Origin of the sequence: Paenibacillus sp. BK033 (assembly GCF_004345425.1) — a bacterium.
Classification (GTDB): domain Bacteria; phylum Bacillota; class Bacilli; order Paenibacillales; family Paenibacillaceae; genus Pristimantibacillus.
In genome coordinates this window covers 1-24,211 of sequence record NZ_SLVP01000004.1, presented here as the reverse complement: position 1 = coordinate 24,211, position 24,211 = coordinate 1, and the positions used below count along the sequence as shown (strand labels likewise).

General features: G+C 48.8%; 23 protein-coding genes and 1 rRNA gene. 10 read left to right on the top strand and 14 right to left on the bottom strand.

Annotation, left to right across the window (positions count from 1 at the left end; genetic code table 11):
- Positions 1-16: 16 nt before the first annotated feature.
- The gene (locus EV294_RS14910; RefSeq protein WP_132308089.1) at positions 17-256 is read right to left on the bottom strand and encodes a putative Se/S carrier protein; all 240 of its coding nucleotides are present in this window, start codon (positions 254-256) and stop codon (positions 17-19) included.
- 113 nt (positions 257-369) lie between these two features.
- Between EV294_RS14910 and yyaC the strand changes: the two genes are divergently transcribed.
- Complete coding sequence (gene yyaC, locus EV294_RS14905) at positions 370-987, top strand: spore protease YyaC (RefSeq protein WP_132308087.1); 618 nt, start codon at positions 370-372, stop codon at positions 985-987.
- Here yyaC and EV294_RS14900 read toward each other — a convergent pair whose 3' ends face one another.
- From EV294_RS14900 to rpmH, 12 genes are all read right to left on the bottom strand, one after another.
- Positions 988-1,470: a DUF4446 family protein gene (locus EV294_RS14900; protein ID WP_132308085.1), complete on the bottom strand. Its 483-nt coding sequence runs from the start codon at positions 1,468-1,470 to the stop codon at positions 988-990.
- Between the two features lie 28 nt (positions 1,471-1,498).
- The gene (locus EV294_RS14895; RefSeq protein ID WP_132308083.1) at positions 1,499-2,656 is read right to left on the bottom strand and encodes an aminotransferase class V-fold PLP-dependent enzyme; all 1,158 of its coding nucleotides are present in this window, start codon (positions 2,654-2,656) and stop codon (positions 1,499-1,501) included.
- Positions 2,657-2,794: 138 nt separating this feature from the next.
- Positions 2,795-3,652 carry a ParB/RepB/Spo0J family partition protein gene (locus EV294_RS14890; protein ID WP_132308081.1) on the bottom strand — a complete coding sequence of 286 codons (858 nt, stop codon included), beginning with the start codon at positions 3,650-3,652 and terminating at the stop codon, positions 2,795-2,797.
- Positions 3,633-4,406 carry a ParA family protein gene (locus EV294_RS14885; RefSeq protein ID WP_132308079.1) on the bottom strand — a complete coding sequence of 258 codons (774 nt, stop codon included), beginning with the start codon at positions 4,404-4,406 and terminating at the stop codon, positions 3,633-3,635. The genes EV294_RS14890 and EV294_RS14885 overlap by 20 nt, the downstream gene beginning before the upstream one ends.
- 140 nt (positions 4,407-4,546) lie before the next feature.
- Positions 4,547-5,365, bottom strand: a complete 819-nt coding sequence (gene noc / locus EV294_RS14880) for a nucleoid occlusion protein (protein WP_132308077.1) — start codon at positions 5,363-5,365, stop codon at positions 4,547-4,549.
- A gap of 317 nt (positions 5,366-5,682) precedes the next feature.
- Positions 5,683-6,405, bottom strand: a complete 723-nt coding sequence (rsmG, locus tag EV294_RS14875) for a 16S rRNA (guanine(527)-N(7))-methyltransferase RsmG (protein ID WP_132308075.1) — start codon at positions 6,403-6,405, stop codon at positions 5,683-5,685.
- The gene (mnmG, locus tag EV294_RS14870) at positions 6,405-8,294 is read right to left on the bottom strand and encodes a tRNA uridine-5-carboxymethylaminomethyl(34) synthesis enzyme MnmG (protein WP_132308073.1); all 1,890 of its coding nucleotides are present in this window, start codon (positions 8,292-8,294) and stop codon (positions 6,405-6,407) included. The genes rsmG and mnmG overlap by 1 nt, the downstream gene beginning before the upstream one ends.
- A gap of 68 nt (positions 8,295-8,362) precedes the next feature.
- Positions 8,363-9,742, bottom strand: coding sequence for a tRNA uridine-5-carboxymethylaminomethyl(34) synthesis GTPase MnmE (mnmE, locus tag EV294_RS14865; protein ID WP_132308071.1), 1,380 nt, complete (start codon positions 9,740-9,742; stop codon positions 8,363-8,365).
- A gap of 84 nt (positions 9,743-9,826) precedes the next feature.
- On the bottom strand, positions 9,827-10,459 hold the full coding sequence (gene jag, locus EV294_RS14860) for an RNA-binding cell elongation regulator Jag/EloR (RefSeq protein WP_132308069.1): 633 nt from the start codon (positions 10,457-10,459) through the stop codon (positions 9,827-9,829).
- Entirely contained in the window at positions 10,456-11,232 is a 777-nt protein-coding gene (locus EV294_RS14855; protein WP_132308067.1) for a YidC/Oxa1 family membrane protein insertase, read from the bottom strand. Before EV294_RS14855 ends, jag begins: the two co-directional genes overlap by 4 nt.
- A gap of 104 nt (positions 11,233-11,336) precedes the next feature.
- Entirely contained in the window at positions 11,337-11,690 is a 354-nt protein-coding gene (rnpA, locus tag EV294_RS14850) for a ribonuclease P protein component (protein ID WP_132308065.1), read from the bottom strand.
- 120 nt (positions 11,691-11,810) lie between these two features.
- Positions 11,811-11,945, bottom strand: a complete 135-nt coding sequence (rpmH, locus tag EV294_RS14845) for a 50S ribosomal protein L34 (RefSeq protein WP_015847830.1) — start codon at positions 11,943-11,945, stop codon at positions 11,811-11,813.
- A gap of 564 nt (positions 11,946-12,509) precedes the next feature.
- On the opposite strand from rpmH, the gene dnaA reads away from it, so the two are divergent.
- The 6 genes from dnaA (at position 12,510) to gyrB (ending at position 18,895) form a co-directional block, all read left to right on the top strand.
- Positions 12,510-13,862: a chromosomal replication initiator protein DnaA gene (gene dnaA / locus EV294_RS14840; protein ID WP_132308063.1), complete on the top strand. Its 1,353-nt coding sequence runs from the start codon at positions 12,510-12,512 to the stop codon at positions 13,860-13,862.
- A gap of 247 nt (positions 13,863-14,109) precedes the next feature.
- Positions 14,110-15,252, top strand: a complete 1,143-nt coding sequence (gene dnaN / locus EV294_RS14835; RefSeq protein WP_132308061.1) for a DNA polymerase III subunit beta — start codon at positions 14,110-14,112, stop codon at positions 15,250-15,252.
- Positions 15,253-15,300: 48 nt separating this feature from the next.
- The gene (gene yaaA, locus EV294_RS14830) at positions 15,301-15,516 is read left to right on the top strand and encodes a S4 domain-containing protein YaaA (protein ID WP_132308927.1); all 216 of its coding nucleotides are present in this window, start codon (positions 15,301-15,303) and stop codon (positions 15,514-15,516) included.
- A gap of 38 nt (positions 15,517-15,554) precedes the next feature.
- Positions 15,555-16,664, top strand: a complete 1,110-nt coding sequence (gene recF / locus EV294_RS14825) for a DNA replication/repair protein RecF (RefSeq protein ID WP_132308059.1) — start codon at positions 15,555-15,557, stop codon at positions 16,662-16,664.
- 30 nt (positions 16,665-16,694) lie between these two features.
- Positions 16,695-16,946 (top strand): extracellular matrix regulator RemB, encoded by a 252-nt coding sequence (gene remB, locus EV294_RS14820; protein WP_012772007.1) that lies wholly within the window; start codon positions 16,695-16,697, stop codon positions 16,944-16,946.
- A 41-nt stretch (positions 16,947-16,987) separates the two neighbouring features.
- The gene (gene gyrB / locus EV294_RS14815; RefSeq protein WP_132308057.1) at positions 16,988-18,895 is read left to right on the top strand and encodes a DNA topoisomerase (ATP-hydrolyzing) subunit B; all 1,908 of its coding nucleotides are present in this window, start codon (positions 16,988-16,990) and stop codon (positions 18,893-18,895) included.
- A 27-nt stretch (positions 18,896-18,922) separates the two neighbouring features.
- Here gyrB and EV294_RS14810 read toward each other — a convergent pair whose 3' ends face one another.
- Positions 18,923-19,684: a YheC/YheD family protein gene (locus EV294_RS14810; RefSeq protein ID WP_132308055.1), complete on the bottom strand. Its 762-nt coding sequence runs from the start codon at positions 19,682-19,684 to the stop codon at positions 18,923-18,925.
- A gap of 295 nt (positions 19,685-19,979) precedes the next feature.
- On the opposite strand from EV294_RS14810, the gene gyrA reads away from it, so the two are divergent.
- The 3 genes from gyrA to EV294_RS14795 all read left to right on the top strand — a co-directional run.
- Positions 19,980-22,487, top strand: coding sequence for a DNA gyrase subunit A (gene gyrA / locus EV294_RS14805; protein WP_132308053.1), 2,508 nt, complete (start codon positions 19,980-19,982; stop codon positions 22,485-22,487).
- Between the two features lie 42 nt (positions 22,488-22,529).
- The gene (locus EV294_RS14800) at positions 22,530-23,603 is read left to right on the top strand and encodes an HD-GYP domain-containing protein (protein WP_132308051.1); all 1,074 of its coding nucleotides are present in this window, start codon (positions 22,530-22,532) and stop codon (positions 23,601-23,603) included.
- 319 nt (positions 23,604-23,922) lie between these two features.
- Positions 23,923-24,211, top strand: a 16S ribosomal RNA gene (locus EV294_RS14795); the annotation flags it as partial.

Sequence of the window (24,211 nt, the reverse complement as noted above, 5' to 3'; positions counted from 1 at the left end):
ACCATCCTTGCCATACCTAGAGGTCCACTTGTTCATACCCGTCCTGAACCGGTTTAAAAACCCCTCTTATTTCTACGTTTTCCGTTTCGATCACATGCTTGACTGTTTCCAGCTCTTCCCCCGGAAAATGAATCGATAACGCGCAGCCTGCCGTAATCTCCTTCGGAGTCGGACATATATCGATTTCAACCTCCGCGTATTCCAGCAGCATCTCGGCGCGCAGCGCCTGCTGCGTCGAATCAAAGGCGATCAACATCGCGAATTCTCCTCTCCCTCACCTCATAGAACGAAACTATTGGCTTCGCGACGTATAAAATGGTTGTCCCATCCATATACTAGTATCATATTGGCATTTACGGAGGGGATTCTATGAAACTATCATTTCTAAAGGATGTACCGTTAAAGGTTCCATACACGGAAGCGAATGCTGTTGGCCAGATCGTCAACCGGCTTTCCCTGATGATTGATGAGATGTCCGCCGGGCGTCCTATCGTAATCGTATGCGTTGGAACTGACCGTTCAACAGGCGATTCCCTTGGTCCACTGATCGGCACGACCCTTTCCAAATATCAGAGCCCCTACTTCTCTCTTTACGGCACTTTAGAAGAGCCTGTACATGCCATGAACCTCGAAGAGACACTTCATCTGATCAATCGCACTTACCAAAAACCGTTTGTTATCGGCATTGATGCCTGCCTTGGGCAAGTATCCAGCATTGGCTCGATTCAAGTAGGAACTGGCCCGGTAAGACCTGGCGCCGGAGTAAACAAGGAGCTGCCTCCCGTTGGCGATATCCATATTACAGGCATCGTTAATGTCGGCGGATTTATGGAATATTTTGTCCTGCAGAACACGCGTTTACATCTGGTTATGAAAATGGCAGACATTATCGCTTCCAGCGTATTCTCCTCCATCATGAACAGCATCCATGTTTCTGCCCGTTCCAGGGAACAGGCTGCTGCTTTGGAACATCCGGGCACCAATTAATCACTTCGCTTCAGCTATGGCTTTGCGCTCTTCCGGCGTAAGCGTATAGTTCGATTCGCCTTTGCTTACCGGCTTGGCGTACACATAAGTATTCTCCCGGCTGTGCAGCCCAGAGATCACTACCCCATCCTGCGCCGCATTCACAACTGCTATCGAAAAGCTGAGATCACTGCCCTGGTCGGCGAATGCATTGTAGCGCAGTACTCCAACGCGGCCTTTTTCCTGCTGCTGCACTTCCTTCATTTGCTCTATTTGCTTTAAGATCTTTTCGCTTTGAAGCTCTTGTGCGGTAATAGACTGCTTCAGATCGATAATGACCTCTTCCAGATTCGTTACGCCCGTGTTGCCCATGACCTCCACATATTGCTTTCTAAGCTTTTTCAGTCTTCTGCCAACAATTGAAATTCTAATCAATAACACGATGACCAACAATGCCAGTACAACCGTAACCCCATTCATCGGGTTATTTGTCCACTCATCCATTTCGAACTTCCGCCCCCAGAAAATTATGCTAAGAATATTGCTTCCGTATTTCTTTCACTGCTGCGACAAGGGCATCCGCTTCTTGCTCTGTTGTAAAACAACCTACGCTTGCTCGTACTGCGCCTGTCGCGGTCGTCCCTGCACAGGCATGGGCCATCGGTGTGCAATGAAAGCCCGCTCTAACCGCAATTTGATAATGCTGGTCCAGTATAAAGGACATTTCAGACGGATCGATTCCGTCCGCAACGAATGCGACAATCCCCGTTCTTTGCTCGCCAAGCTTCGGACCAAGAATCTTAATCCCGTCCACCGATAAAAGCCCATCCATAATCCGCTGGGTTAATGCCCATTCCTTAGTATGGATGTTATGAACCGTCTCATGCAGAACATATTCGACACCCGCTTTGAGCCCTGCCAGGCCGGGTGTATTTTGCGTTCCCGCCTCATATCTGTCAGGACGCACATTAGGCTGCTCAGGGGCCTCAGATTGGCTTCCAGTCCCTCCGTGGAGTTGAGGAACGAGATCAACGCCAGGATGAATGTACAGGCCTCCTGTGCCTTGTGGACCAAGCAACCCTTTGTGACCAGGGAAGGCCAGCATATCAATCCCCATTGCCTCAACATCAATCTCAAGAATTCCGGCGCTTTGAGCTGCGTCAACAAGAAGTTTTATGCCTTTGCTTCTAGCCAATTCGCCAATCTGGGCAACCGGCGCAATTGTGCCAAGCAGATTGGAGCTATGGTTAACGATAATCAAAGAAGTCTGAGCGGTTACTGCCGAAGCAATTTGCTCCACCTGTATCCGTCCAGCCTCGTCTGCTTCTACATACGTAATCTGAATACCTAGAGCATGCTTCAAATACTCAAGCGGTCTTCTAACCGAATTGTGTTCCACTGAAGTGGCAATTACATGATCCCCGCTTTTTACCCAGCCTTTTATCGCCATGTTTAATGCAGCTGTCGTATTGGCGGCAAATGCTATATCATTCGGATTTTTAATCCGAAACAGCTTCGCTAATTGCTTCCTCGTTTCAAACAAGACCCGGCTTGCCTTAACCGCCATCCGATGGCTGCCTCGTCCCGGATTTGCTGCTTCATGCAGCATGGCATGTTGCATCGCCTCCAGAACTGCCGGCGGCTTCGGCCACGATGTTGCAGCATGATCCAAATAGATGATTCTTTCCACCTTGTTCCAACCTCCTCTCTCTTTCTTAACTATCAAAACTCTCTCTTAAATACCCTAACAGAACATAAGAATAGCATACCTTAGTTTAATCTTTCAGTACAAAGATTACAACTTTGGTATGCTAGCAATTTGTCTAAATTACGCCATATTTTGAAGCAGCTCGAGCAGACGCTCGAGATCCTGCTTATTGTAGTATTGCAGCTCGATTTTCCCTTTTTCCTTCTGTTGTTTAATTTTAACCGTTGTTTTGAATCGGTCTCTTAACGACTCTTCCAAGCTCTCGATATACGGATCCCGTTTCTTCGACTTCGCTTTTGCTTTTACCGCTTCTGCCGTTTCCTTCACTTCCAGCTTCTGAATCGCTTCTTCCAGGTCGCGTACGCTCCAGCCCAAGCTAACGGTTCGATTAGCCATATCCTTCTGGACCACTGCGTCCTTAATCCCTACCAATGCCCTAGCATGTCCCATCGAGATTGTTCCACGTGAAACATTGTCCTTGATCTCAGCAGGCAGAGCAAGCAGTCGAAGGAAGTTGGCAATATGAGAACGGGACTTCCCCACCTTCATCGATAGTTCTTCCTGAGTCAGCTTGAACTTATCCATTAACCCTTGATACGCCATGGCCGTTTCAATTGCATTAAGATCTTCGCGTTGCAGGTTCTCAATTAAAGCAATTTCCATGACCTGTTGATCGGAAAATGCCCGAACCACGGCAGGTATGGTTGCATTGCCGCAAAGCTGGGAAGCACGGAACCGTCTCTCCCCCGCAATGATTTCATAGCCTTTTAATACCGTCCGAACAATGATCGGCTGAATAACGCCATGCTGCTTGATCGACTCTGCCAATTCCTTAATGGACTCGTCATCAAACGTTTTGCGAGGTTGGTATGGATTCGGACGCAGTTGCGTTAACTGAATTTCAATGACTTTATCGTCTTCGCTTACCGAAAGCGATGGAATAAGCGCATCAAGTCCTCTACCTAGCCGCTTGCTCATACATAATCACTTCCTTAGCAAGTTCAAGATATACTTCAGCACCTTTGGATCTTGGGTCGTACGTAATAATAGCCTCGCCGTGAGATGGCGCTTCGCTCAAACGAACATTACGCGGAATAATGGTTTGATACACCTTCTGCTGGAAATACTTTTTCACTTCTTCGATAACCTGAATACCCAGATTTGTCCGAGCATCCAACATAGTAAGCAATACGCCCTCGATTTGAAGAGAAGTGTTCAAATGCTTCTGTACAAGTCTTACTGTATTTAAGAGCTGGCTTAATCCTTCCAGCGCGTAATATTCGCATTGAATTGGAATGATAACCGAGTCGGACGCTGTCAAGGAGTTAATCGTCAGCAAACCAAGCGACGGCGGGCAATCGATTAGAATATAATCGAATTGATCCTTAACAAGGGACAATGCTTTCTTTAGACGAAGCTCGCGCGAAATCGTTGGTACCATTTCAATCTCGGCACCGGCGAGTTGAATCGTCGCTGGAATAATCTTAAGACCGTCAATTTTCGTTTCAAACATTGCATCTTTTGGATGCACGTCGTTAATAAGCACATCGTAAATACAATTATTTACATCCGCTTTGTTGATGCCAATTCCGCTTGTCGTGTTACCTTGAGGGTCAATGTCAACGAGCAGCACTCGTCTACCGAGTGTTGCAAGGCACGCCCCTAAGTTAACAGACGTTGTCGTTTTACCAACACCGCCCTTTTGATTGGCTATTGCAATGATTTTAGACAAACTTGTTCACCTCTGTGTCCAAACTTTTAATGCCCTGATGATCTAACGGTGAAACGTATCGCTATAAACGGTTTCGCCGTCCTCAGAGAGGACGGCCCGGATTAGTACTATTACGTTCATCATGGATGACTTACGCAAAGCTAATTTTTCGGTATATGAATAGTAATTTCATAAAAATCGCCAAGATCTTTTTCGTCTGCTTTGATTTCCATCCCTGTGCTGGACACCATCTGTACAGCCTGACGAATGGTGTTGAAAGCAAGACGCGTGTTCTTCGGCATCGCAAAACGCTTCGTTTGCTTCGACTTCGGTTCTTCCTTCAGAGAAGCAATACGATTCTCCGTCTGTTTAACGTTTAGTTCCTTCGTAATGATCTCTTCCAGCACTTGGTTCTGAAGCTCTTCCGTATCAAGAGAAAGCAACGCTCTCGCATGTCTCTCGGATATTTTACGACTAGCAAGCGCTTCTTTGACAGTGTCATTTAATCCCAACAGTCTCAGCTTGTTTGCAATTGTAGATTGGCTTTTGCCCAAACGCTGAGCCAAGCTCTCCTGCGTCAGCTCATGAAGCTCAATCAGCTTCTGGTAGGCTACCGCTTCCTCAATTGCCGTCAAATTCTCGCGTTGCAGATTTTCAATCAGTGCGATAGACGCCGTCTGCGAATCGTTAAACTCGCGGATGATAGCCGGAATTGTATCGTATCCAAGCTTTGTAACCGCGCGCCAGCGACGTTCGCCTGCTATAATCTCGTATCTGCCATTTCGTGCGCGAACAACAATCGGCTGAATAACGCCATGCGTTTTGATCGTTTGGCACAACTCATCGATACGGTCATCATCGAAGATTGTCCGAGGCTGGAATGGACTCGTATCAATATCTTGAATAGGAATCTGCCGAACCTCTTCTTGACCGCTCCGCTGATCACTTAGACCGAACAAACGGGAAAATGATTCTTTCATATTATCTACTCTACCACCCGACCAAGAAACCATTACCGCTAAATCGGTTGGTTTCCAAGATGTGCTGCTATGCATTAACGGTGTAATTCCCGTTACTACCATTTTATCTATATTGTTTCTTGTAGACAACCTCGTTTATGAGTCTAGCGAACGTGCCAGACCCCATTAAAATAACAATGCCAAAACGGGCTGCCGTCTCTACTACATTATTTCGACTTCCCTCTGGTTTTTTCCTGCTTGATCTTCGTAATATTTCGGATAGATACAAATAAACCTCTGTATGTTTCACGTGAAACATACAGAGGTTCGAAATGTGCCTATACAAGCGGCTGTTTTAGAGGAGTGCCTGCTTTACGCGGATATTTTTTTGGCGTAGCGTCTGTCTTGTTGATAAGTACAATATAGCGTTCCGACTGCTCGAACGGCAATTTAAAGGCATGCTCCGCATGAACCTTCCCTTTAAGCTCACGCAGACTTACAGCAGCCTCCTTCACCTCTTCGACACTTTGTGAACCCTTCATTGCGGCAAAGGTTCCATTCTTGCGAGTGAATGGGAGGCAAAATTCATTTAATACATTCAACCTCGCTACCGCTCTTGCCGTTACAAGATCGAAGGCATCTCTATACTCCGGCATTCTTGCAATATCCTCGGCACGGCCATGAACGCAATTTACATTGTCGAGCCCGAGCTCTTGAACCAAATGATTCAGGAATTGAATCCGCTTATTAAGCGAATCAACAATAACTACTTTCAGATGCGGAAAACAGATCTTGAGCGGAATGCTTGGGAACCCCGCTCCGGACCCGATATCGGCAATGCTGCCAATCTCTTTCATATCAACGAAGAACGACAACGAGATCGAATCGTAAAAATGTTTTTCGAATACGGCATCCCTTTCGGTGATGCCCGTCAAATTCATTTTCTCATTCCATTCCACAAGCAAGCGATGATAGGAATCAAATTGTTCGAGCTGCTTCGGGGATAACGGAATACCGTTCTCCCCCAGCAGCTTTTCAAACCATACATGCGTCTCTGTCATCATTGTCCTCTCGCTGCCGTTACCCGGTTATAGTGTTCCAAATAAACAAGTAAAATGGAGATGTCCGCCGGTGTAACGCCTGCAATCCGGGATGCCTGGCCGATCGACAACGGACGGATATCCGCCAGTTTTTGTTTGGCTTCCGATGCCAAGCCATGCACTTCGCTGTACACGATATCATCCGGAATTTTCTTTTTCTCCATCTTGCTCAAGCGTTCAACTTGATGAAGCTGCTTCTCGATATATCCGGCATACTTGATTTGAATTTCAACCTGCTCCTTCATTTCTTCCGTCAACGGAAGCTCCGAAGGAGAAAACTGCTCGAGCAACGCGTATGATAATTCCGGACGGCGCAGCAACGACAGGGCATCCATTGTAAAGGCAATAGGAGCCGAATTCGCCGCATCTAATACCGGCTGAGCAACCTCCGGTTTAATTTTTACTGTCGCAAGCCGTTCAATTTCTTGAGCGACAAGCTCCTTCTTATTAAGGAAGGCTTGATAACGTTCTTCCGAAATAAGTCCAATCTCATAGCCTGTCGGGGTAAGGCGGAGATCCGCATTATCATGACGAAGCAGCAGGCGATATTCGGCACGGGAAGTCAGAAGACGGTAAGGGTCGTTTGTCCCTTTCGTCACCAGATCATCAATCATAACGCCGATATAGCCTTGGGAGCGGTCGATAATAACCGGGTCATTCCCCTGTACTTTGCGCGCTGCATTGATACCCGCGATAATCCCTTGACCCGCTGCTTCTTCATAACCGGAAGTTCCGTTGATTTGTCCAGCTGTGAATAATCCGTCAACCAGCTTCGTCTCCAGAGACGGCCAGAGCTGCGTTGGGACAACCGCATCATATTCGATGGCATAGCCGTTACGCATCATCTCAACATTTTCCAAACCTGGAATAGATCTCAAAATTCCGAGTTGCACATCCTCAGGCATGCTTGTCGAAAGACCTTGTACGTAGTACTCCGACGTATGTTTGCCTTCCGGTTCCAGGAAGATTTGGTGCTTGGGCTTATCCGCGAAGCGGACGATTTTATCTTCTATAGAAGGGCAATATCGCGGACCTGTACCTTCAATTGCTCCCGAGAACATAGGGGCACGGTGCAAATTGTCGTTAATGATTTTATGCGTTGCTTCCGACGTGTAGGTAAGCCAGCAAGGCAGCTGTTCATTATCGGAGGACTTGGTTTCGTAAGAGAAAAACTTAGGATTATCATCGCCTGGCTGAATTTCCGTTTTCGAAAAATCAATCGTGTCTTTATGAACGCGAGGCGGCGTACCTGTTTTGAAGCGCGCAAGCTTGAAGCCAAGCTCCTTCAGGCTTGCTGACAGCTTCACCGATGGCTGTTGGTTATTCGGGCCGCTCTCGTACATCAGCTCGCCCATAATAATTTTGCCGCGCAGGTATGTGCCCGTCGTAATCACAACTGCTTTTGCCCGGTAAATAGCGCCTGTCTTGGTGACGATACCCGTAATTTTACCGTCTTCGACAATCAGATCCTCCGCCATGCCCTGGCGAAGCGTCAGATGATCCGTCTCCTCGATTGTCTTCTTCATCGTGTGCTGGTAAGAGAATTTATCCGCCTGCGCGCGCAGCGCGTGAACAGCCGGTCCTTTGCCGGTATTCAACATCCGCATTTGGATAAATGTTTTATCGATATTGCGGCCCATTTCTCCGCCTAACGCATCAATTTCGCGGACGACATGTCCTTTTGCCGGTCCCCCTATTGACGGGTTGCATGGCATGAAGGCCACCATATCCAGGTTGATTGTAAGCAAAAGCGTTTCGCACCCCATCCGAGCCGAAGCAAGAGCTGCTTCGCAGCCGGCATGGCCCGCTCCAATTACAATCACTTCGTATTGCCCAGCTTCATAGGTCATTTCTTTATCCCTCCAATTCATCGAACCGCGCACGGAATACTAACCCTGCCGGTCGTTATCGTTAAACTTTATTTGCCTAAGCAGAACTGCGAGAAGATCTGGTCGATTAACGAATCGCCAACCTCATCGCCTAATATTTCGCCAAGCGATTCCCATGCGGAACGCACATCGATCTGGATCAAGTCAATCGGAATGCCTGCATTCGACGCATCGATGGCATCCGTAAGCGACTGCTGCGCCCGCTTCAGCAACGAAATATGCCGAACGTTGCTGACATATGTCAAATCTCCGGAGTCGAGCTGACCTTCGAAGAACAACTTGCTGATCGCCTTCTCGAGCCGGTCAAGTCCTTCCTCTTCGCGCACCGACATGCGGACAATCCGCTCCTCATCGATTAATGCTTCAATCTCGGCCATCTCGAGCTTCGATTCCAAATCCGATTTATTAATAATAAGAATAAGCTGGCGGTCCTTCACCTTCTCCAGGAGCGCACGGTCATCCTCGTGAATAGGCTCATTATTGTTAAGCACAAACAAGATCAAATCCGCTTCTTCCAGCGCGTTATGCGAACGCTCGACGCCAATGCGTTCCACGACATCGCTAGTTTCGCGGATTCCCGCCGTATCAAGCAGTCTAAGGGGAATATGATTAAGCGTCACATACTCCTCGATAACATCCCGCGTTGTACCGGGAATATCCGTCACAATCGCTTTATTCTCTTGTGCCAGCATATTAAGCAAGGAGGACTTGCCCACATTCGGGCGTCCCACGATTGCGGTCATAATACCCTCTCGCAATATTTTACCTTCATTCGCCGTTTTTAACAGCCTGCCGATCTCCTCCAGCGCGGATCCGCTCTGTTCGCGGATATAAGCACTTGTCAGATCTTCGACATCATGCTCGGGATAATCGATATTGACCTCAATATGAGCAAGCAGCTCGATTACCGTCTGCCGAAGAGCTTTAATCCGCTTCGACAAAGTCCCCTCGGCTTGCTTTCGCGCAACGGAGAACGCCCGGTCGGACTTCGAACGGATGAGGTCTATAACCGCTTCCGCCTGCATCAGATCAATCCGGCCGTTCAGGAAAGCTCTCTTCGTAAACTCGCCCGGCTCCGCAAGTCGCATACCTTCCTGCAGGAGCACCTGATCGAGCACCTTCTTAACCGCCACAACGCCGCCATGGGCGTTAATTTCAACGACATCCTCTGCCGTGAACGAACGGGGACCGCGCATAACGGTAACAATAACCTCTTCCACCTGTTCCCCATTCTTCGGATCTATAATATGACCGTAATGCACGGTATGCGTAGCCGCATCCCGCAAATCGGTTCTTGAACGAAATATTCGCGCTGTTCCCTCAATTGCATCGGGACCGCTGACGCGAATAATGGCAATGCCGCCCTCTCCGACAGCTGTCGAAATCGCCGCAATCGTATCGTGTACCATCAGTTTGTATGCACCTCTCAAATGGAAAAACAGCAATGACCACAAGAGCCATTGCTGCGAATTTAATAACGTATGGATCTAACTTTACATCTGCTTTTCCTTTAAAGCAATAACAACTCGCCGATTTGGCTCGTCGCCCTTGCTGTAAGTTTTTACCCTAGGGTGGTTTTGAAGCTGGGAATGAATCACTTTGCGTTCATGCGACGACATCGGCTCCAGCACGACCTCTTTCTTCGTGCGGACGACCCTGCCGGCAAGGCGTTCCGATAATTCCTCCAGCGTCTTGCGGCGACGCTCGCGAAAATCCTCCGCATCAAGCACGATCCGAAGATGGCTGTCCGAGTAACGATTTGCCACAATGTTAACCAAATACTGCAGCGCGTCAAGCGTTTGACCGCGCCGGCCAATCAGCATGCCGATATCTCCTCCGCCCGAAACGGACAGATAAGTCGCTTCTTTCGTTGTTTTACGTTCGATAGCGATCGTAAGTCCCATCGCTTCTGACACATCACGAAGAAATTGCTCTGCTTCAATCGTTGGATCGGGAATAAGCTCCAGTTCTACCTTCGCTTCCTTTACGCCAATGAGTCCGAACAGACCTTTGGAAGGCTGTTCCATGACAAGCACCTTGACGCGATCCTTGGTTACATTTAAGTGTGTCAAACCGCTCCGTACAGCATCATCAATCGTTTTTCCTGATGCTACGATTTTCTTCATTTCGCGAGGGCCTCCTTACCCTTGTTTGATGAACGAACGTACAGGAAGTAGTTTTGAATAATGGTGTAAATGTTACTGAATATCCAGTACAGCGGAAGCGCCGACGGGAAGTTGAGCGCCATTACGAAAATCAGGACCGGGAAGATCATAAGCATCGCTCCCATGCCCGGCATCGTTTGCGTTTGCTGCTTCTGCATCATCTTCGACTGAACGAATGTCGTAGCTGCCGCAATGATCGGGAGGAAATACCAAGGTCCCGGTTCGCCAAGCTGCAAACCCAGGAATTCATGCGTACGAACCTCCGGATTCCAGTAGATCGAGTTATAAAGCGCCATAAACACAGGCATCTGAACGAGAAGCGGCAAACAGCCGGCCATAGGATTGACCTTGTTCGCCTGGAACAGCTTCATGGTCTCTTCCTGCTGTTTCTGCGGATTGTCTTTGTATTTCTTCTTAATCTCAGCCATCTGCGGCTGGATCGCCTGCATCGCTTTGGAACTGCGATACTGCTTGAGCGTTAATGGCAAAATAGCCGTACGAACAATAATCGTAATGAGCAGGATAGCTAGTCCATACGAACCGTTGAACCAGTCTGCGAACTTGTCGAGGGTAAGGGCGAAGTAATAAACAACGTTCTTTTCCCAGAAGTTGCCGTGCTGCAAATCGGCTGTACTCGTCGTTGCGTTATGCGGTGCGCAGCCCGATAGCAGAGCAACCATCAGCACCATACCCAGTACGAGCAGCCACTTGCGGTTTCCTTTTAAAACCAACACCAAATCTCCTCTCTGAACACTCCATACTAAGCATTATTTTATTGACTAAACTATACCATAAATACTAGGACAAAGAAACAACTTGGCAATGCTGGCCACTATTGCTAATAACGCGCGTCCTTCTTCAGCAAACCGGCCTTCTTTAGCACATGGAAAACGCTCTTCTCCAGCTGCTTCGTCTCCATCTCGACCGCAGGTTTTCTTACTATTAATATAAAATCGGTATTCGGCACGATTTTGTCTCCGTTCAAGCGGATGATTTCCTTAATAACTCTCCTCATCCGGTTGCGCACAACCGCGTTACCGATTTTTTTGCTGGCGGAGACGCCTAACCGGAATGGCTCCGCTACCGGCTGCCTCGACCAATACACAACAAACTGTCCATTGGCAAACGATTTGCCGTAACGATAGATCCGATTGAAGTCGGCGCGGTTACGCAGACGCAATTTTCTTTGCACGACCAGGCTCACCGTTCTTTCTTCATATTAATAACCCTTTATGTACGCTTGCCCTGCGGAACCTACTTATCAGTATCGCCCGCAGGGCAAAAAAAAAGACCACCCGACGTGGTCTTTTGCTTATGCGCTAAGAACTTTTCTGCCTTTTTGACGACGCGCTGCCAAAACTTTACGTCCGTTTTTCGAGCTCATCCGTTTGCGGAAGCCATGTACTTTGCTGCGTTTGCTTACATTCGGTTTAAATGTAGGTCTCATCTGAACTGCACCTCCCGTATATCAAGTACCCAAAACAGTACGGCATAGCGCCGATCTGCTTGTTCTCTATAAACAGCTGATTTTGAAACACGCTTTTTTTATTAAACCACGCCGAGCCCAAAAAGTCAATTAAAACCGCTGCCATCCAAATATTGTGGATAAATGTATGGAATGAGCACTCTTGTCGGAAAACTAATAACATGTGCATAAAATTTCGGAACTTTAGACGAACTTTGTCGAAATGGTAACAAGATATTAACAATATGTAGTGGTGTAGATAACTTTTATGCACAAGCTATTGAATTTGTGGATAAAATCTCACAATTCGTTGAAATACAAGGGATCTTTTGCTATGATTATTATGTTTTCGGTGTGAATACCTCATCGATTTAGCATCTTTTATCAACAGCCTGTGGATAACAATGTGAACAAACTCATCCCCTATTCATAACTCATGTTCCTATTATTCTTCATATTGTGGGTATTTCGTAATAATCACCATTCATTCGACATGATTTGGCTTAATTGCGCCTATTCGGCGATTTTTGATAAGGAGTGACGTCTGTGGACAGCCATACCTATGATTTATGGCAGCAAGTGTTGTCAATCATTCAGACGAAACTAAGCAAACCCAGTTTCGATACCTGGTTTAAAGCGACCAAAGCTTCCTTTGTGAACGATTCGCTCCTGGAAGTGACGGCGCCGACAACATTTGCGGCTGAATGGCTGGAAGGCCGGTATACCAAATTAATTCGCAACACCTTGTTTGAGTTTCTCGGCAGACAGGTAGACGTACGCTTTTCGATCGAAGAGGCGAAGCCGGCTGATCTTGCGCCGCCTGCTTTGCCAAAGGCTGCGGAAGTACCAATCATACAAGAAGAGACATTCAATCATATGCTTAACCCGAAATATACGTTTGATACGTTTGTCATCGGGGCCAACAACCGCTTTGCGCATGCGGCATCGCTTGCCGTGGCGGAAGCGCCGGCGAAAGCCTATAATCCGCTCTTTTTATACGGCGGCGTAGGACTCGGCAAGACTCACTTGATGCATGCCATCGGCCACTACATCATGGATCACAATCCAAGCACGAAGATCATGTACATTTCGTCCGAGAAATTCACGAACGAGTTCATTAATGCGATCCGGGATAATAGAGGCGAGAGCTTCCGCAACAAATATCGCAATATCGACGTGCTGCTGATTGACGATATTCAGTTTTTGGCCGGTAAAGACGGTACGCAGGAGGAGTTCTTCCATACCTTTAATGCCTTGCATGAAGAGCGGAAGCAAATCGTCATCTCCAGTGACCGTACGCCAAAAGAAATTCCGACTTTGGAGGAAAGACTGCGTTCGCGGTTCGAATGGGGATTAATAACGGATATTCAGGCACCGGATTTGGAGACAAGGATCGCGATTTTGCGAAAAAAAGCGAAAGCGGAGAACCTTGATATTCCGAATGAAGCGATGGTCTACATTGCGAACCAGATCGATACGAATATTCGCGAGCTGGAAGGCGCCCTCATCCGCGTAGTCGCTTACTCCTCGCTTATTAATCAGGACATTACGTCCCATCTGGCTGCCGAAGCGTTAAAGGATATTATTCCGTCCAGCCGTCCCAAAATGATTACCATAAACGATATCCAGACAAAGGTTGGCGAGTTCTACGGGCTGCGTCTCGAGGAGTTCAAAGCGCGGAAACGGACCAAAGCGGTTGCCTATCCGCGGCAAATCGCCATGTATCTCTCGCGTGAGCTAACCGATTATTCGCTTCCGAAGATCGGCGAGGCTTTCGGCGGGCGTGATCATACGACAGTCATCCACGCGCATGAGAAAATTTCGCAGCAGCTCAAGCAAGACCAGGACTTGTACAAGATTTTGCAGAACCTGACCGAAAAGATCAAAAATCACACGTAAAAGTTATTCACTTCTATATGAACAACCAAGCAAGCCTATGCACAAGCTATACACATGTGGATAGGCTTGCTTTATCCGTGTTTTAGACGGTTATCCACATATTAACGCCGCCTACTACTACGACTACTATATTTTTTTAAAAAAACATCATCAAAATAGGGCGAAAACGCCCATTACGGCTTCGCCGATTTTTTAAAACCACGAAATCCAACAACCATCGATCCGAAACGGACTTAGGAGTGAAACCATGAAACTTTCGATTTCCAAACATGAACTGAACGAAGCCATTCAACAGGTTGCAAAAGCGGCTTCTTCCCGTCCGACAATTCCTATTCTCGGCGGCATCAAGATTGAAGTTACCCATCAAGGAGTTACCTTAACGGCAAGTGATACCGATATATCTATTCAAAGCTTCATCCCTGTAGAACGGGATGACCTCGTTATTGCGAATGTGGATAAACCGGGCAATGTCGTTCTTCCCGCCAAATTTTTTGTCGAAATCGTGAAGAAGCTTCCGTCTGACAATGTTGAAATTGAAGTAGGCGCTCATTTCCAAACCCTGATCCGTTCCGGTTCGACGGATATTCAAATGGTTGGTCTGGATCCGGAGGAATTCCCCGTGCTTCCATCCATCGAGCAAAATGAACTGTTCCAAATGCCTGGCGATCTTCTGAAGGCAATGATCCGCCAGACGGTTCTGGCCGCCTCCGTTAATGAGCAGACACCTATTCTTACCGGGGTGCTCTGGAGCCTGCAGGACAAGCAGCTGAAGTTTGTGGCGACCGACCGCCACCGTCTGGCCAGCCGTATCGCGCAGGCGGAGACCGCCGCCGACTATCGGTTCAACAATGTTGTAATCGCAGCGAAAACGTTAGTCGAGCTGTCGAAGCTGGTTCCGGATCAGCACGGGCTCGTTGACATTGTCGTAGCCGACAACCAGGTTTTGTTCAAGATCGGCAATGTCCTGTTCTACACTCGCGTGCTCGACGGGACTTACCCGGATACTTCTAAAATTATTCCGAGCATGTTCAAAACAGAACTCGTTCTTGATACGAAAAATTTGACGGATGCCATCGATCGCGCGTATTTGATGTCGAGAGAAGAGAAAACCAACATCGTTCGTCTGACAACGCTGGATAACGGCGCGATCGAAATTTCTTCGAGCTCGACGGAGCTTGGCCGTGTTACCGAGCAGCTGGACGCGAAGCAATTCGACGGCGAGCCGCTTAAGATTGCGTTCAACTCCAAATATATGCTGGACGTGCTTAAAGTCATTGACAGCGAGCAGATCTTTATCGGCTTTACCGGGGCAATGAGCCCAATCGTTATTCGTCCGACCGACCATTCCTACAATACGTATGTGATCTTGCCTTATCGAACAACGAATTAAGATCAGTCAAGCTGATGCAATAACGGGTGAAAGGCAGGTGAGCAAGTGATGAAGGAAATCGCCATTCGCGACGAGTACATTACGCTTGGACAGTGTTTAAAACTGGCTGATTGTATATCCACAGGTGGACACGCGAAATTTTTCTTGCAGGAAAACGAAGTTCACGTAAACGGAGTTGTGGATAACCGCCGCGGCAGAAAGCTGTACGTCGGTGACCGCGTTGAAGTGGAAGGCTGCGGCGTCTTTACGGTGACCGGGGCATAAATGCTTAAGAAGCGGCCAGGCCGGGAGGACAAACGAACGTGTTTTTAAAAAGCATTCAATTGCAAAACTATCGCAACTACAAAGAGCTTGAGCTCGAAACGGACAATAAGGTCAACTTGTTTGTCGGACCTAACGCGCAGGGGAAGACGAATTTGCTGGAAGCGATCTTTGCGCTTGCCCTCACCAAGTCGCACCGCACTTCCAAGGATAAGGAGCTGATCGGCTGGGAAGCCGATTCGGCCCGCATCCATGGCGAGGTGGAGAAGCGTTACGGCACGGTTAAGCTTGATTTGATGTATTCCTCGCAAGGCAAGAAGGCAAAGATTAACGGATTGGAGCAGCGCAAGCTCAGCGATTTCATCGGATCGCTGAACGTCGTCATGTTTGCGCCAGAGGATCTGGAAATTGTAAAAGGAACGCCGGGCATACGAAGACGGTTTCTCGATATGGAAATCGGCCAAGTACAGCCCGGTTATTTGCATACCCTGACGCAATACACCAAGGTGCTTGCGCAGCGAAACAATTATCTGAAGACCGCCTCCCCAGGAGGCTCACAGCAGGCCATGCTGGATATTTGGAATATGCAGCTTGCCGAGCACGGTGTTAAAATTATGAAAAAAAGGAAACACTTTATTCATAAATTACAACGGTGGGCGGAGCACATTCATTCCGGCATTACGGCGGGCGGCGAGCGCCTCACCATTGAGTACCGCCCGTCCTTCGACGGCGGCGCCTCCGAAGATGAAACTGTTTTATTTGAGCAATTTATGTTAAAGTTATCACAGGTGAAAGATCAGGAGATTCGCAGAGGAATGTCGCTCGTGGGGCCTCATCGCGACGACATGGCTTTCTTTATCAACGGTAAGGAGGCGGCTGTGTACGGGTCGCAGGGACAGCAGCGCACAACCGCGTTGTCTCTCAAGCTTGCCGAGATAGAGCTGATCTGCGAGGAAATTGGGGAATACCCGCTGCTATTGCTTGATGATGTCTTGTCTGAGCTGGATCAGAACCGGCAGACGCAGCTCATCGAGACGTTTCAGAGCAAGGTTCAGACGTTTATTACAACGACCGGACTCGAGAGCGTGAATGTGAGCAAACTCCAGGGCGCCGGGATCTACGATGTGCGGGAAGGCCGAGTGATGCGCTGATAACGGGCATTTAAACGGGAGGCGGAGGACATGTATATCCATTTGGGCGGCGAGAAAATTATCCGGGCTGCCGAGCTGGTAGCCATTTTTGATATATCGATAGAGCAATCCTCCAAGCTATCCAAGCAGTTTGTGGCAGGAGCCCGTAAACGCAAAGATGTCGAAACAATTGGTGAAGAAGAGCCCAAATCCATTGTTGTGACGAAGCAGAAAATCTATTATTCGCCGATTTCATCCTCTACTTTGAAGAAACGGGCCCATCATTTTGCGGCGAATGGCTAGAAGCAGCCTAGGCTAACAGGTATGAGAGGAGTAGTGAGCAGTTGAGTCAGCAGAATACGTATGATGAAAGTCAGATACAGGTCCTCGAAGGCTTAGAAGCGGTACGGAAGCGTCCAGGGATGTACATCGGCTCTACGAGCGGCAAGGGCCTCCACCATCTCGTGTGGGAGGTTGTCGATAATAGTATCGACGAAGCGCTGGCCGGGTATTGCACGAAAATCCAGGTTCGCGTCCACGAGGACAACAGCATCACGGTTATCGATAATGGCCGAGGCATTCCGGTCGGCGAGAACGCGAAGCTGAAGAAATCGACTCTTGAAGTCGTTATGACCGTTCTTCACGCAGGCGGTAAATTTGGCGGCGAGGGCTACAAAGTATCAGGCGGATTGCACGGTGTAGGTGTATCCGTCGTTAATGCGTTGTCCGAGCATGTAACGGTTACCGTTAAGCTTCATGGCCATATCTACCAACAAGAATACCGCCGCGGCGTACCGCAGTACGACGTTAAGATTGTTGGAGAATCGGATGAGACCGGTACGACAGTTAAGTTCAAACCGGATCCCGAGATTTTTACCGACACCACCGTTTACGAATACGAAACGCTCCAATCGCGGATCCGCGAGCTGGCATTCCTGAATAAAGGCCTCGAGATTGAACTGGTTGACGAGCGTACAGGCGCATCGAATACGTTCAAATACGACGGCGGCATTATCGAGTTCGTTAAGCATTTGAACCGCAACAAGGAAGTCATGCATGAGGAGCCGATCTATGTAGAGGGCTCGAAGGACCATATCCAGGTTGAGGTATCGCTGCAGTACAACGACGGTTACAGCGAGAATATCCATTCGTTCGCCAATAACATCAATACGCATGAGGGCGGTACGCACGAATCCGGCTTCAAGAGCGCGTTAACGCGAATTATTAACGACTATGCCCGCAAGACGGGATTAATCAAAGACAACGATTCCAACTTCTCCGGCGATGACGTCCGCGAAGGCTTAACGGCGATTATTTCGGTGAAAATTCCCGAGCCGCAGTTCGAAGGGCAAACGAAGACGAAGCTTGGCAACAGCGAAGTACGCGGTATTGTCGAATCGTTCTTTGCCGAGAAGCTGCAGGAGTTCCTGGATGAGAATCCTTCGGTTTCCCGCAAAATCGTTGAAAAGGGTCTGCAAGCGGCAAGAGCACGCGAAGCGGCACGCAAAGCACGCGAGTTAACACGCCGCAAAAGCGCGCTTGAAGTAAGCTCCCTGCCAGGTAAACTGGCGGACTGCTCCTCCAAGGACGCCTCGATCAGCGAGCTGTATATCGTCGAAGGCGACTCCGCCGGCGGATCGGCGAAGCAAGGCCGCGACCGTCATTTCCAGGCGATCCTGCCGCTGCGCGGCAAGATCCTGAACGTTGAGCGTGCCAGACTTGACCGCATTCTCGGCAATGCCGAGATCCGCGCGATTATTACAGCGCTTGGCACAGGCATTGGCGACGATTTCGACCTGGCGAAGGCGCGTTACCATAAGGTCATTATTATGACCGATGCCGACGTCGACGGCGCGCATATCCGGACTTTGATGCTGACCTTCTTCTTCCGTTACATGCGGAAGATTATCGAAGCAGGATATATTTATATCGCGCAGCCGCCGCTTTTCAAGATCGAGCGGAATAAGGTTATCCGTTACGCGCAGTCCGAGAAGGAACGCGATGAGATTATCGCGGAATTCGGCGAAGGCGCCAAAGTAAACGTACAGCGTTATAAAGGTCTAGGAGAGATGAACGCCACGCAGCTGTGGGAGACAACGATGGATCCGGAGAGCCGGACTATGCTTCAGGTATCGATCGAAGACGCGATTGAAGCAGACGTTATTTTCGACACGCTGATGGGAGACAACGTTGAACCGCGCCGTGATTTCATCCAGCAATTTGCGAAAGACGTTAAGAACCTGGATATTTAACAAAAATATAGCCGTCCTTGCGGGCGGCTATTTCTTTTTGTAACGGCCGTAAGAGACGGCATACTGATAGATTTTGCGGAACATCGTCTTGTCCTCGAGCTTCCGGAAGATAAAGGCATCGGGCTTTGTGTTTACTTCAAGAATCCAGGGCCGATGCTGCTGGTCAATGGCGATATCGATTCCAAGCTCCTTGATGCCGGGGTAGTGCTTCTCCAGCTCTTTTGCGATATCCAGGCTGATTTGTTTAAGGCGCATGGCGTATATCATCTTCTGGGTCGGCGATTGATGAGAAGAAAGCAAGCGTTCGAAGGACATCGGGGTGCCGCCGTTATGGTAGTTAGTCACTACCTTGGCAGGATGGGCAAGACGGCCGATAATGCCGGTAGCCTCCCAATGGTTATTCTCGTTGCGCTGTACCATCACACGGATATCGAAGCGCCGTTTTTTGTGACGGAGCAGATCGATGCCCCTTTGAACAAGATAACGCCTGCCGTTAATTCTTTTTACAAGGCTTTGGTGCAGCAGCTCAAGGGTAGGAAAAGTCCGGATCGTGGTGTTCAGTTGATACTTGTAGCCCTTGGCAGCCTGCTTAAGCCGTTCTACGCGCATCACGCCTTTGCCGAAGGTGCCGTTTACCGGCTTGACGTAGACCATCCCGTATTCGGCAAGCATCTGCTGCAGATTTTCCTTGTTGAAAAGCTTGGTTGAAGGTATATATTCACGGAGAGCTGGCGAGTGTAGAAGTACGTTGGTTTTCTCCCATTTGCTGTATACCAATTGAATAGACAATGTTGTTGCTCCTTTCCCTTGGGAACGGGTATTAAGCGGTGAAGATTGCGCATCAAGAAGAAGACAGACTTTGGAATGAGTGGTATAATGTAATTTGGGTCTGTTTATTTTATGGCGGACCGGGCACGAAAAGATACGAGTTATTTGCCTATTTTTCATTATTTTTTTAGGCAATTTGCCGGTTTCATAGATGAAACGGATGCAGGGCGTTTAGCCGTGCCTTTTTTGTGAAAGTAATATAATGGTTATCATGTTTGACAAGGTTTGCAGATTGATGACGTCAGGGAGGTAAAACATGGCGGAAGAACAACAGCATTCGCAAATTAAAGACCGCGACATCGGTACGGAAATGCGCGATTCATTCATGGACTATGCGATGAGTATTATCGTAAGCCGCGCATTGCCGGATGTAAGGGACGGTCTTAAGCCGGTGCATCGTCGTATTTTGTACGCAATGTCGGAGCTAGGCATGTCTTCGGACAAGCCATACAAGAAGTCTGCGAGGATCGTAGGGGAAGTAATCGGTAAGTACCATCCGCACGGCGATTCGTCGGTTTACGAAGCGATGGTACGGATGGCGCAGGATTTCTCCATGCGGTACATGCTCGTGGACGGGCATGGCAACTTCGGCTCGATTGACGGAGATATGGCGGCGGCGATGCGGTATACCGAGGCGCGTCTGTCGAAAATCGCCATGGAGATGCTCCGCGATTTAAATAAAGAAACCGTTGATTTTGTTCCGAACTACGACGGCGAGGAGAAAGAGCCGGCCGTTCTGCCGTCGCGTTTCCCGAACCTGCTCGTTAACGGGGTAACAGGTATCGCGGTAGGTATGGCAACCAATATCCCGCCGCACAACCTCACCGAGGTTATTGACGGCATCCAGGCATTGATCCGTAATCCGGAGATTACGCCGGTTGAACTGATTGATTACGTAAAAGGCCCGGATTTCCCGACGGCCGGTATTGTTATGGGACTAAGCGGCATCCGTCAGGCTTATCTGACGGGACGAGGCACGGTAACGATGCGCGCTCGCGCAACGATCGAAGAGAATGGTAACAAAGCCCGTATTATCGTTTACGAGCTGCCGTATCAAGTCAATAAAGCACGTCTCGTAGAAAAGATCGCAGAACTCGTCCGCGAGAAAAAAATTGAGGGAATTACCGACCTTCGCGATGAGTCCGACCGTAACGGCATGCGGGTCGTTATCGAGCTTCGCCGCGACGTAACACCAAGCGTAGTGCTGAACAACTTGTACAAACAGACGCAGATGCAGTCCAACTTCGGGATTAACATGCTCGCGCTGGTTAACGGCGAGCCTAAGACGTTGAATATTCGCGAAATGCTGTATTACTATTTGCAGCATCAGATCGAAGTTATTCGCCGTCGTACCGAGTACGATCTGAAAAAAGCGGAAGCAAGGGCCCATATTCTCGAAGGCCTGCGTATTGCCCTTGATCATTTGGACGAAGTTATCGCGCTGATCCGTGCTTCGCAAACGGCGGATATCGCCCGCGAAGGCTTGATCGAGCGTTTCGCGCTCAGCTACGAGCAGGCGCAGGCTATTCTTGATATGCGCCTCCAAAGGCTGACCGGTCTGGAACGCGACAAGATCGAAGCCGAGTACGCGGAACTGATGAAGAAGATTGCCGAGTACAAGGCGATCTTGGCCGATGAGCAGCTTGTGCTCAACATCATCAGCGAAGAGCTTGACGAGATCAAGGAGCGTTTCGGCGATGAACGCCGCACAGAAATTACCGTGAGCGACGAGGAGATTCTGGACGAGGATCTGATTCCTCGCGAGGATGTTATCATCTCCATCACGCATACCGGCTATATCAAGCGTCTTCCGGTAACCACATACCGCAGCCAGAAGCGCGGCGGTAAAGGCGTCGTTGGCATGGATACGAAAGAACATGATTTCGTTGAGCATCTGTTCGTATCTAACACGCACCATTACTTGCTGTTCTTTACGAACAAGGGCAAGGTATACCGACTGAAGGCTTACGAGATTCCGGATCTAAGCCGGACAGCCCGCGGGACGCCGATTATCAATTTGATTCAGATTGAACAAGGAGAAACGATCAATGCGGTTATTCCGGTAGAAAGCTTCGATGCGGACAGCTACCTGTTCTTTGCGACTCGCCAGGGCATCGTCAAAAAGACGCCGCTTGACGATTATATGAATATACGGAAGGTCGGCCTGATTGCGATTTCGATCCGCGAGGATGACGAACTGATCGGCGTGAAGCTGACAGACGGCAACCAGGAGATCGTAATGGGTACGGCGCAAGGCATGTCGATCCGCTTCTCCGAGCAGGATGTTCGTTCCATGGGACGTTCCGCTACAGGCGTAAAAGGCATTCAGCTGGACGATGACGATACCGTCATTGACATGGATGTCGTTAATCCGGAGAATGATGTGCTTATCGTAACGGCCAAAGGCTACGGCAAACGTACGCCAATGAGCGAGTACCGGATCCAGAACCGGGGCGGTAAAGGGATCAAGACCCTGAACGTTACTGACAAGAACGGACCAATCGTCAGCTTGAAGGTTGTTCTGAATGACGAGGACCTAATGATTATGACCGCGCTTGGCACACTGATCCGTACGAGCATGGAAGGCATTTCGACAATGGGCCGCAATACGCAAGGCGTCAAGCTGATCAATACGCGTGAGGATGATACGGTGTCGACTGTGACGCGCGTAGCACGCAGCGAAGAAGCTGACGAGGCGCTTGAAGAAGGCGAAGGACTGGAAGATACAGCACCGAATGCAGGCACTGAGCCGGCAGAAGAGTAAAACAGACCATAGAGGATAGGCATACATCGGGAGGGGACCGTTGTGGCAACAGTGGCTTTATCACAGGTGAAGTTAGGCGACAAAATCAGCGAAGATGTCCTCACCCCGCTAGGCGGAGTGCTATTGCAGAAGGGGCGCATCGTTACGCCTAGAGAGTTGGATATTATGCAGGCGTTCATGGTTCCCAAGATACAGATTGAACAGCCGGCTAATCAAGCGGATAAGACGCAGGACAACGTAAAGCAGGAGCCGCAGACAGCAGCTCCTGCTGTCTCTTCTACTCCGCTGCACGATGAGTACGACCAGATGATCGCTGTCCTGAAGCGGGTTATCAACGAAATTCGGTCCGGTCAGCCGATACCGGTAATGGATATCCGGAATCAGCTTGAGAAGATGATGCAGTATGAAGGCAGCTATCAAGTGCTTACGTTTGTGCCGAGACAATTTTCGGAGCGCGAATACTTGCTGCACAACAGTGTACTGGTAAGCCTAACCTCCTATCGTATTGCCCAATGGTGCGGACTGCCGCGCAAGGATTGGATGCCGGTTGCGCTTGCCGGTCTGCTTCACGATATCGGGAACGTTAAGATTGATGCGGACATATTGGAAAAACCATCGGCTTTAACGACTGCAGAGAATGAAGAGATGAAGCGTCATACGGTATTCGGGTACCAGCTGCTGAAGAACATTGCCTCTTTAAACGAGGGAGTGAAGCTGACGGCGCTTCAGCATCACGAGCGTATTGACGGCAGCGGCTATCCGCTTGCCATCGATTCAACCAAGATTCATCCTTATGCCAAAATCGTCGCCATTGCGGATATCTATCATGCAATGACTTTAAATCGCTTCTACCGCAAAGCCGCTTCTCCGTATTTCGTTCTGGAACAGATCCAGAGCGATTCCTTCGGAAAGCTGGATCCTGCATACGTCAGGGTATTTGTGGAGAAGGTAACGCAATTCCACAATGGCAACATCGTGAAGCTTAGCGATGATCGCGTTGGAGAGATTGTGTTTAGCGATTCCGTACACCCTACAAGACCATGGGTTTCTGTTGGCGGCACGATTATCAACTTGACCATCGAAAGACATCTTCATATAAAAGAAGTTATGGGTTAACAATAAAGATCTTGCCTTGGAAATTGGCGAGATCTTTATTATTTATTCCAGGATAAACGCTCTATAAATATGGATGATTTATAAGGGCTTTTAGCTTGATTATGGGATGTAAAACTTATTAATTTTGTTTTTATAAAATACTTTTAAAAAATGCTTGCAATCCATTAGGCGTTCATGGTATATTATCTCTTGTCGCCGCTGAGAAATACGGTGATGAACGAAAAACAAATTGTTCTTTGAAAACTGAACAACGAGCGAAACTGCCCCGTTAGAAATAACGGAAAAGCGATAAAACAAGTAATGAACAAGTCAAACACCATTCATGGAGAGTTTGATCCTGGCTCAGGACGAACGCTGGCGGCGTGCCTAATACATGCAAGTCGAGCGGACTTTGCCTTCGGGTAAAGTTAGCGGCGGACGGGTGAGTAACACGTGGGTAACCTGCCCATAAGACTGGGATAACATTCGGAAACGAATGCTAATACCGGATACGCGAAACGGTCGCATGACCGGATCGGGAAAGGCGGAGCAATCTGCCACTTATGGATGGACCCGCGGCGCATTAGCTAGTTGGTGGGGTAACGGCTCACCAAGGCGACGATGCGTAG

Excerpts from the sequence above, each read along its gene's own strand:
- EV294_RS14890 (WP_132308081.1), bottom strand. The coding sequence starts at position 3,652 with ATGAGCAAGCGGCTAGGTAGAGGACTTGATGCGCTTATTCCATCGCTT.
- EV294_RS14900 (WP_132308085.1), bottom strand. The coding sequence starts at position 1,470 with ATGGATGAGTGGACAAATAACCCGATGAATGGGGTTACGGTTGTACTG.
- gyrA (WP_132308053.1), top strand. The coding sequence starts at position 19,980 with ATGGCGGAAGAACAACAGCATTCGCAAATTAAAGACCGCGACATCGGT.
- noc (WP_132308077.1), bottom strand. The coding sequence starts at position 5,365 with ATGAAAGAATCATTTTCCCGTTTGTTCGGTCTAAGTGATCAGCGGAGC.
- yyaC (WP_132308087.1), top strand. The coding sequence starts at position 370 with ATGAAACTATCATTTCTAAAGGATGTACCGTTAAAGGTTCCATACACG.
- mnmE (WP_132308071.1), bottom strand. The coding sequence starts at position 9,742 with ATGGTACACGATACGATTGCGGCGATTTCGACAGCTGTCGGAGAGGGC.
- yaaA (WP_132308927.1), top strand. The coding sequence starts at position 15,301 with ATGAAGGAAATCGCCATTCGCGACGAGTACATTACGCTTGGACAGTGT.
- rsmG (WP_132308075.1), bottom strand. The coding sequence starts at position 6,405 with ATGACAGAGACGCATGTATGGTTTGAAAAGCTGCTGGGGGAGAACGGT.
- dnaN (WP_132308061.1), top strand. The coding sequence starts at position 14,110 with ATGAAACTTTCGATTTCCAAACATGAACTGAACGAAGCCATTCAACAG.
- rpmH (WP_015847830.1), bottom strand. The coding sequence starts at position 11,945 with ATGAGACCTACATTTAAACCGAATGTAAGCAAACGCAGCAAAGTACAT.
- jag (WP_132308069.1), bottom strand. The coding sequence starts at position 10,459 with ATGAAGAAAATCGTAGCATCAGGAAAAACGATTGATGATGCTGTACGG.
- remB (WP_012772007.1), top strand. The coding sequence starts at position 16,695 with ATGTATATCCATTTGGGCGGCGAGAAAATTATCCGGGCTGCCGAGCTG.
- EV294_RS14910 (WP_132308089.1), bottom strand. The coding sequence starts at position 256 with ATGTTGATCGCCTTTGATTCGACGCAGCAGGCGCTGCGCGCCGAGATG.
- mnmG (WP_132308073.1), bottom strand. The coding sequence starts at position 8,294 with ATGACCTATGAAGCTGGGCAATACGAAGTGATTGTAATTGGAGCGGGC.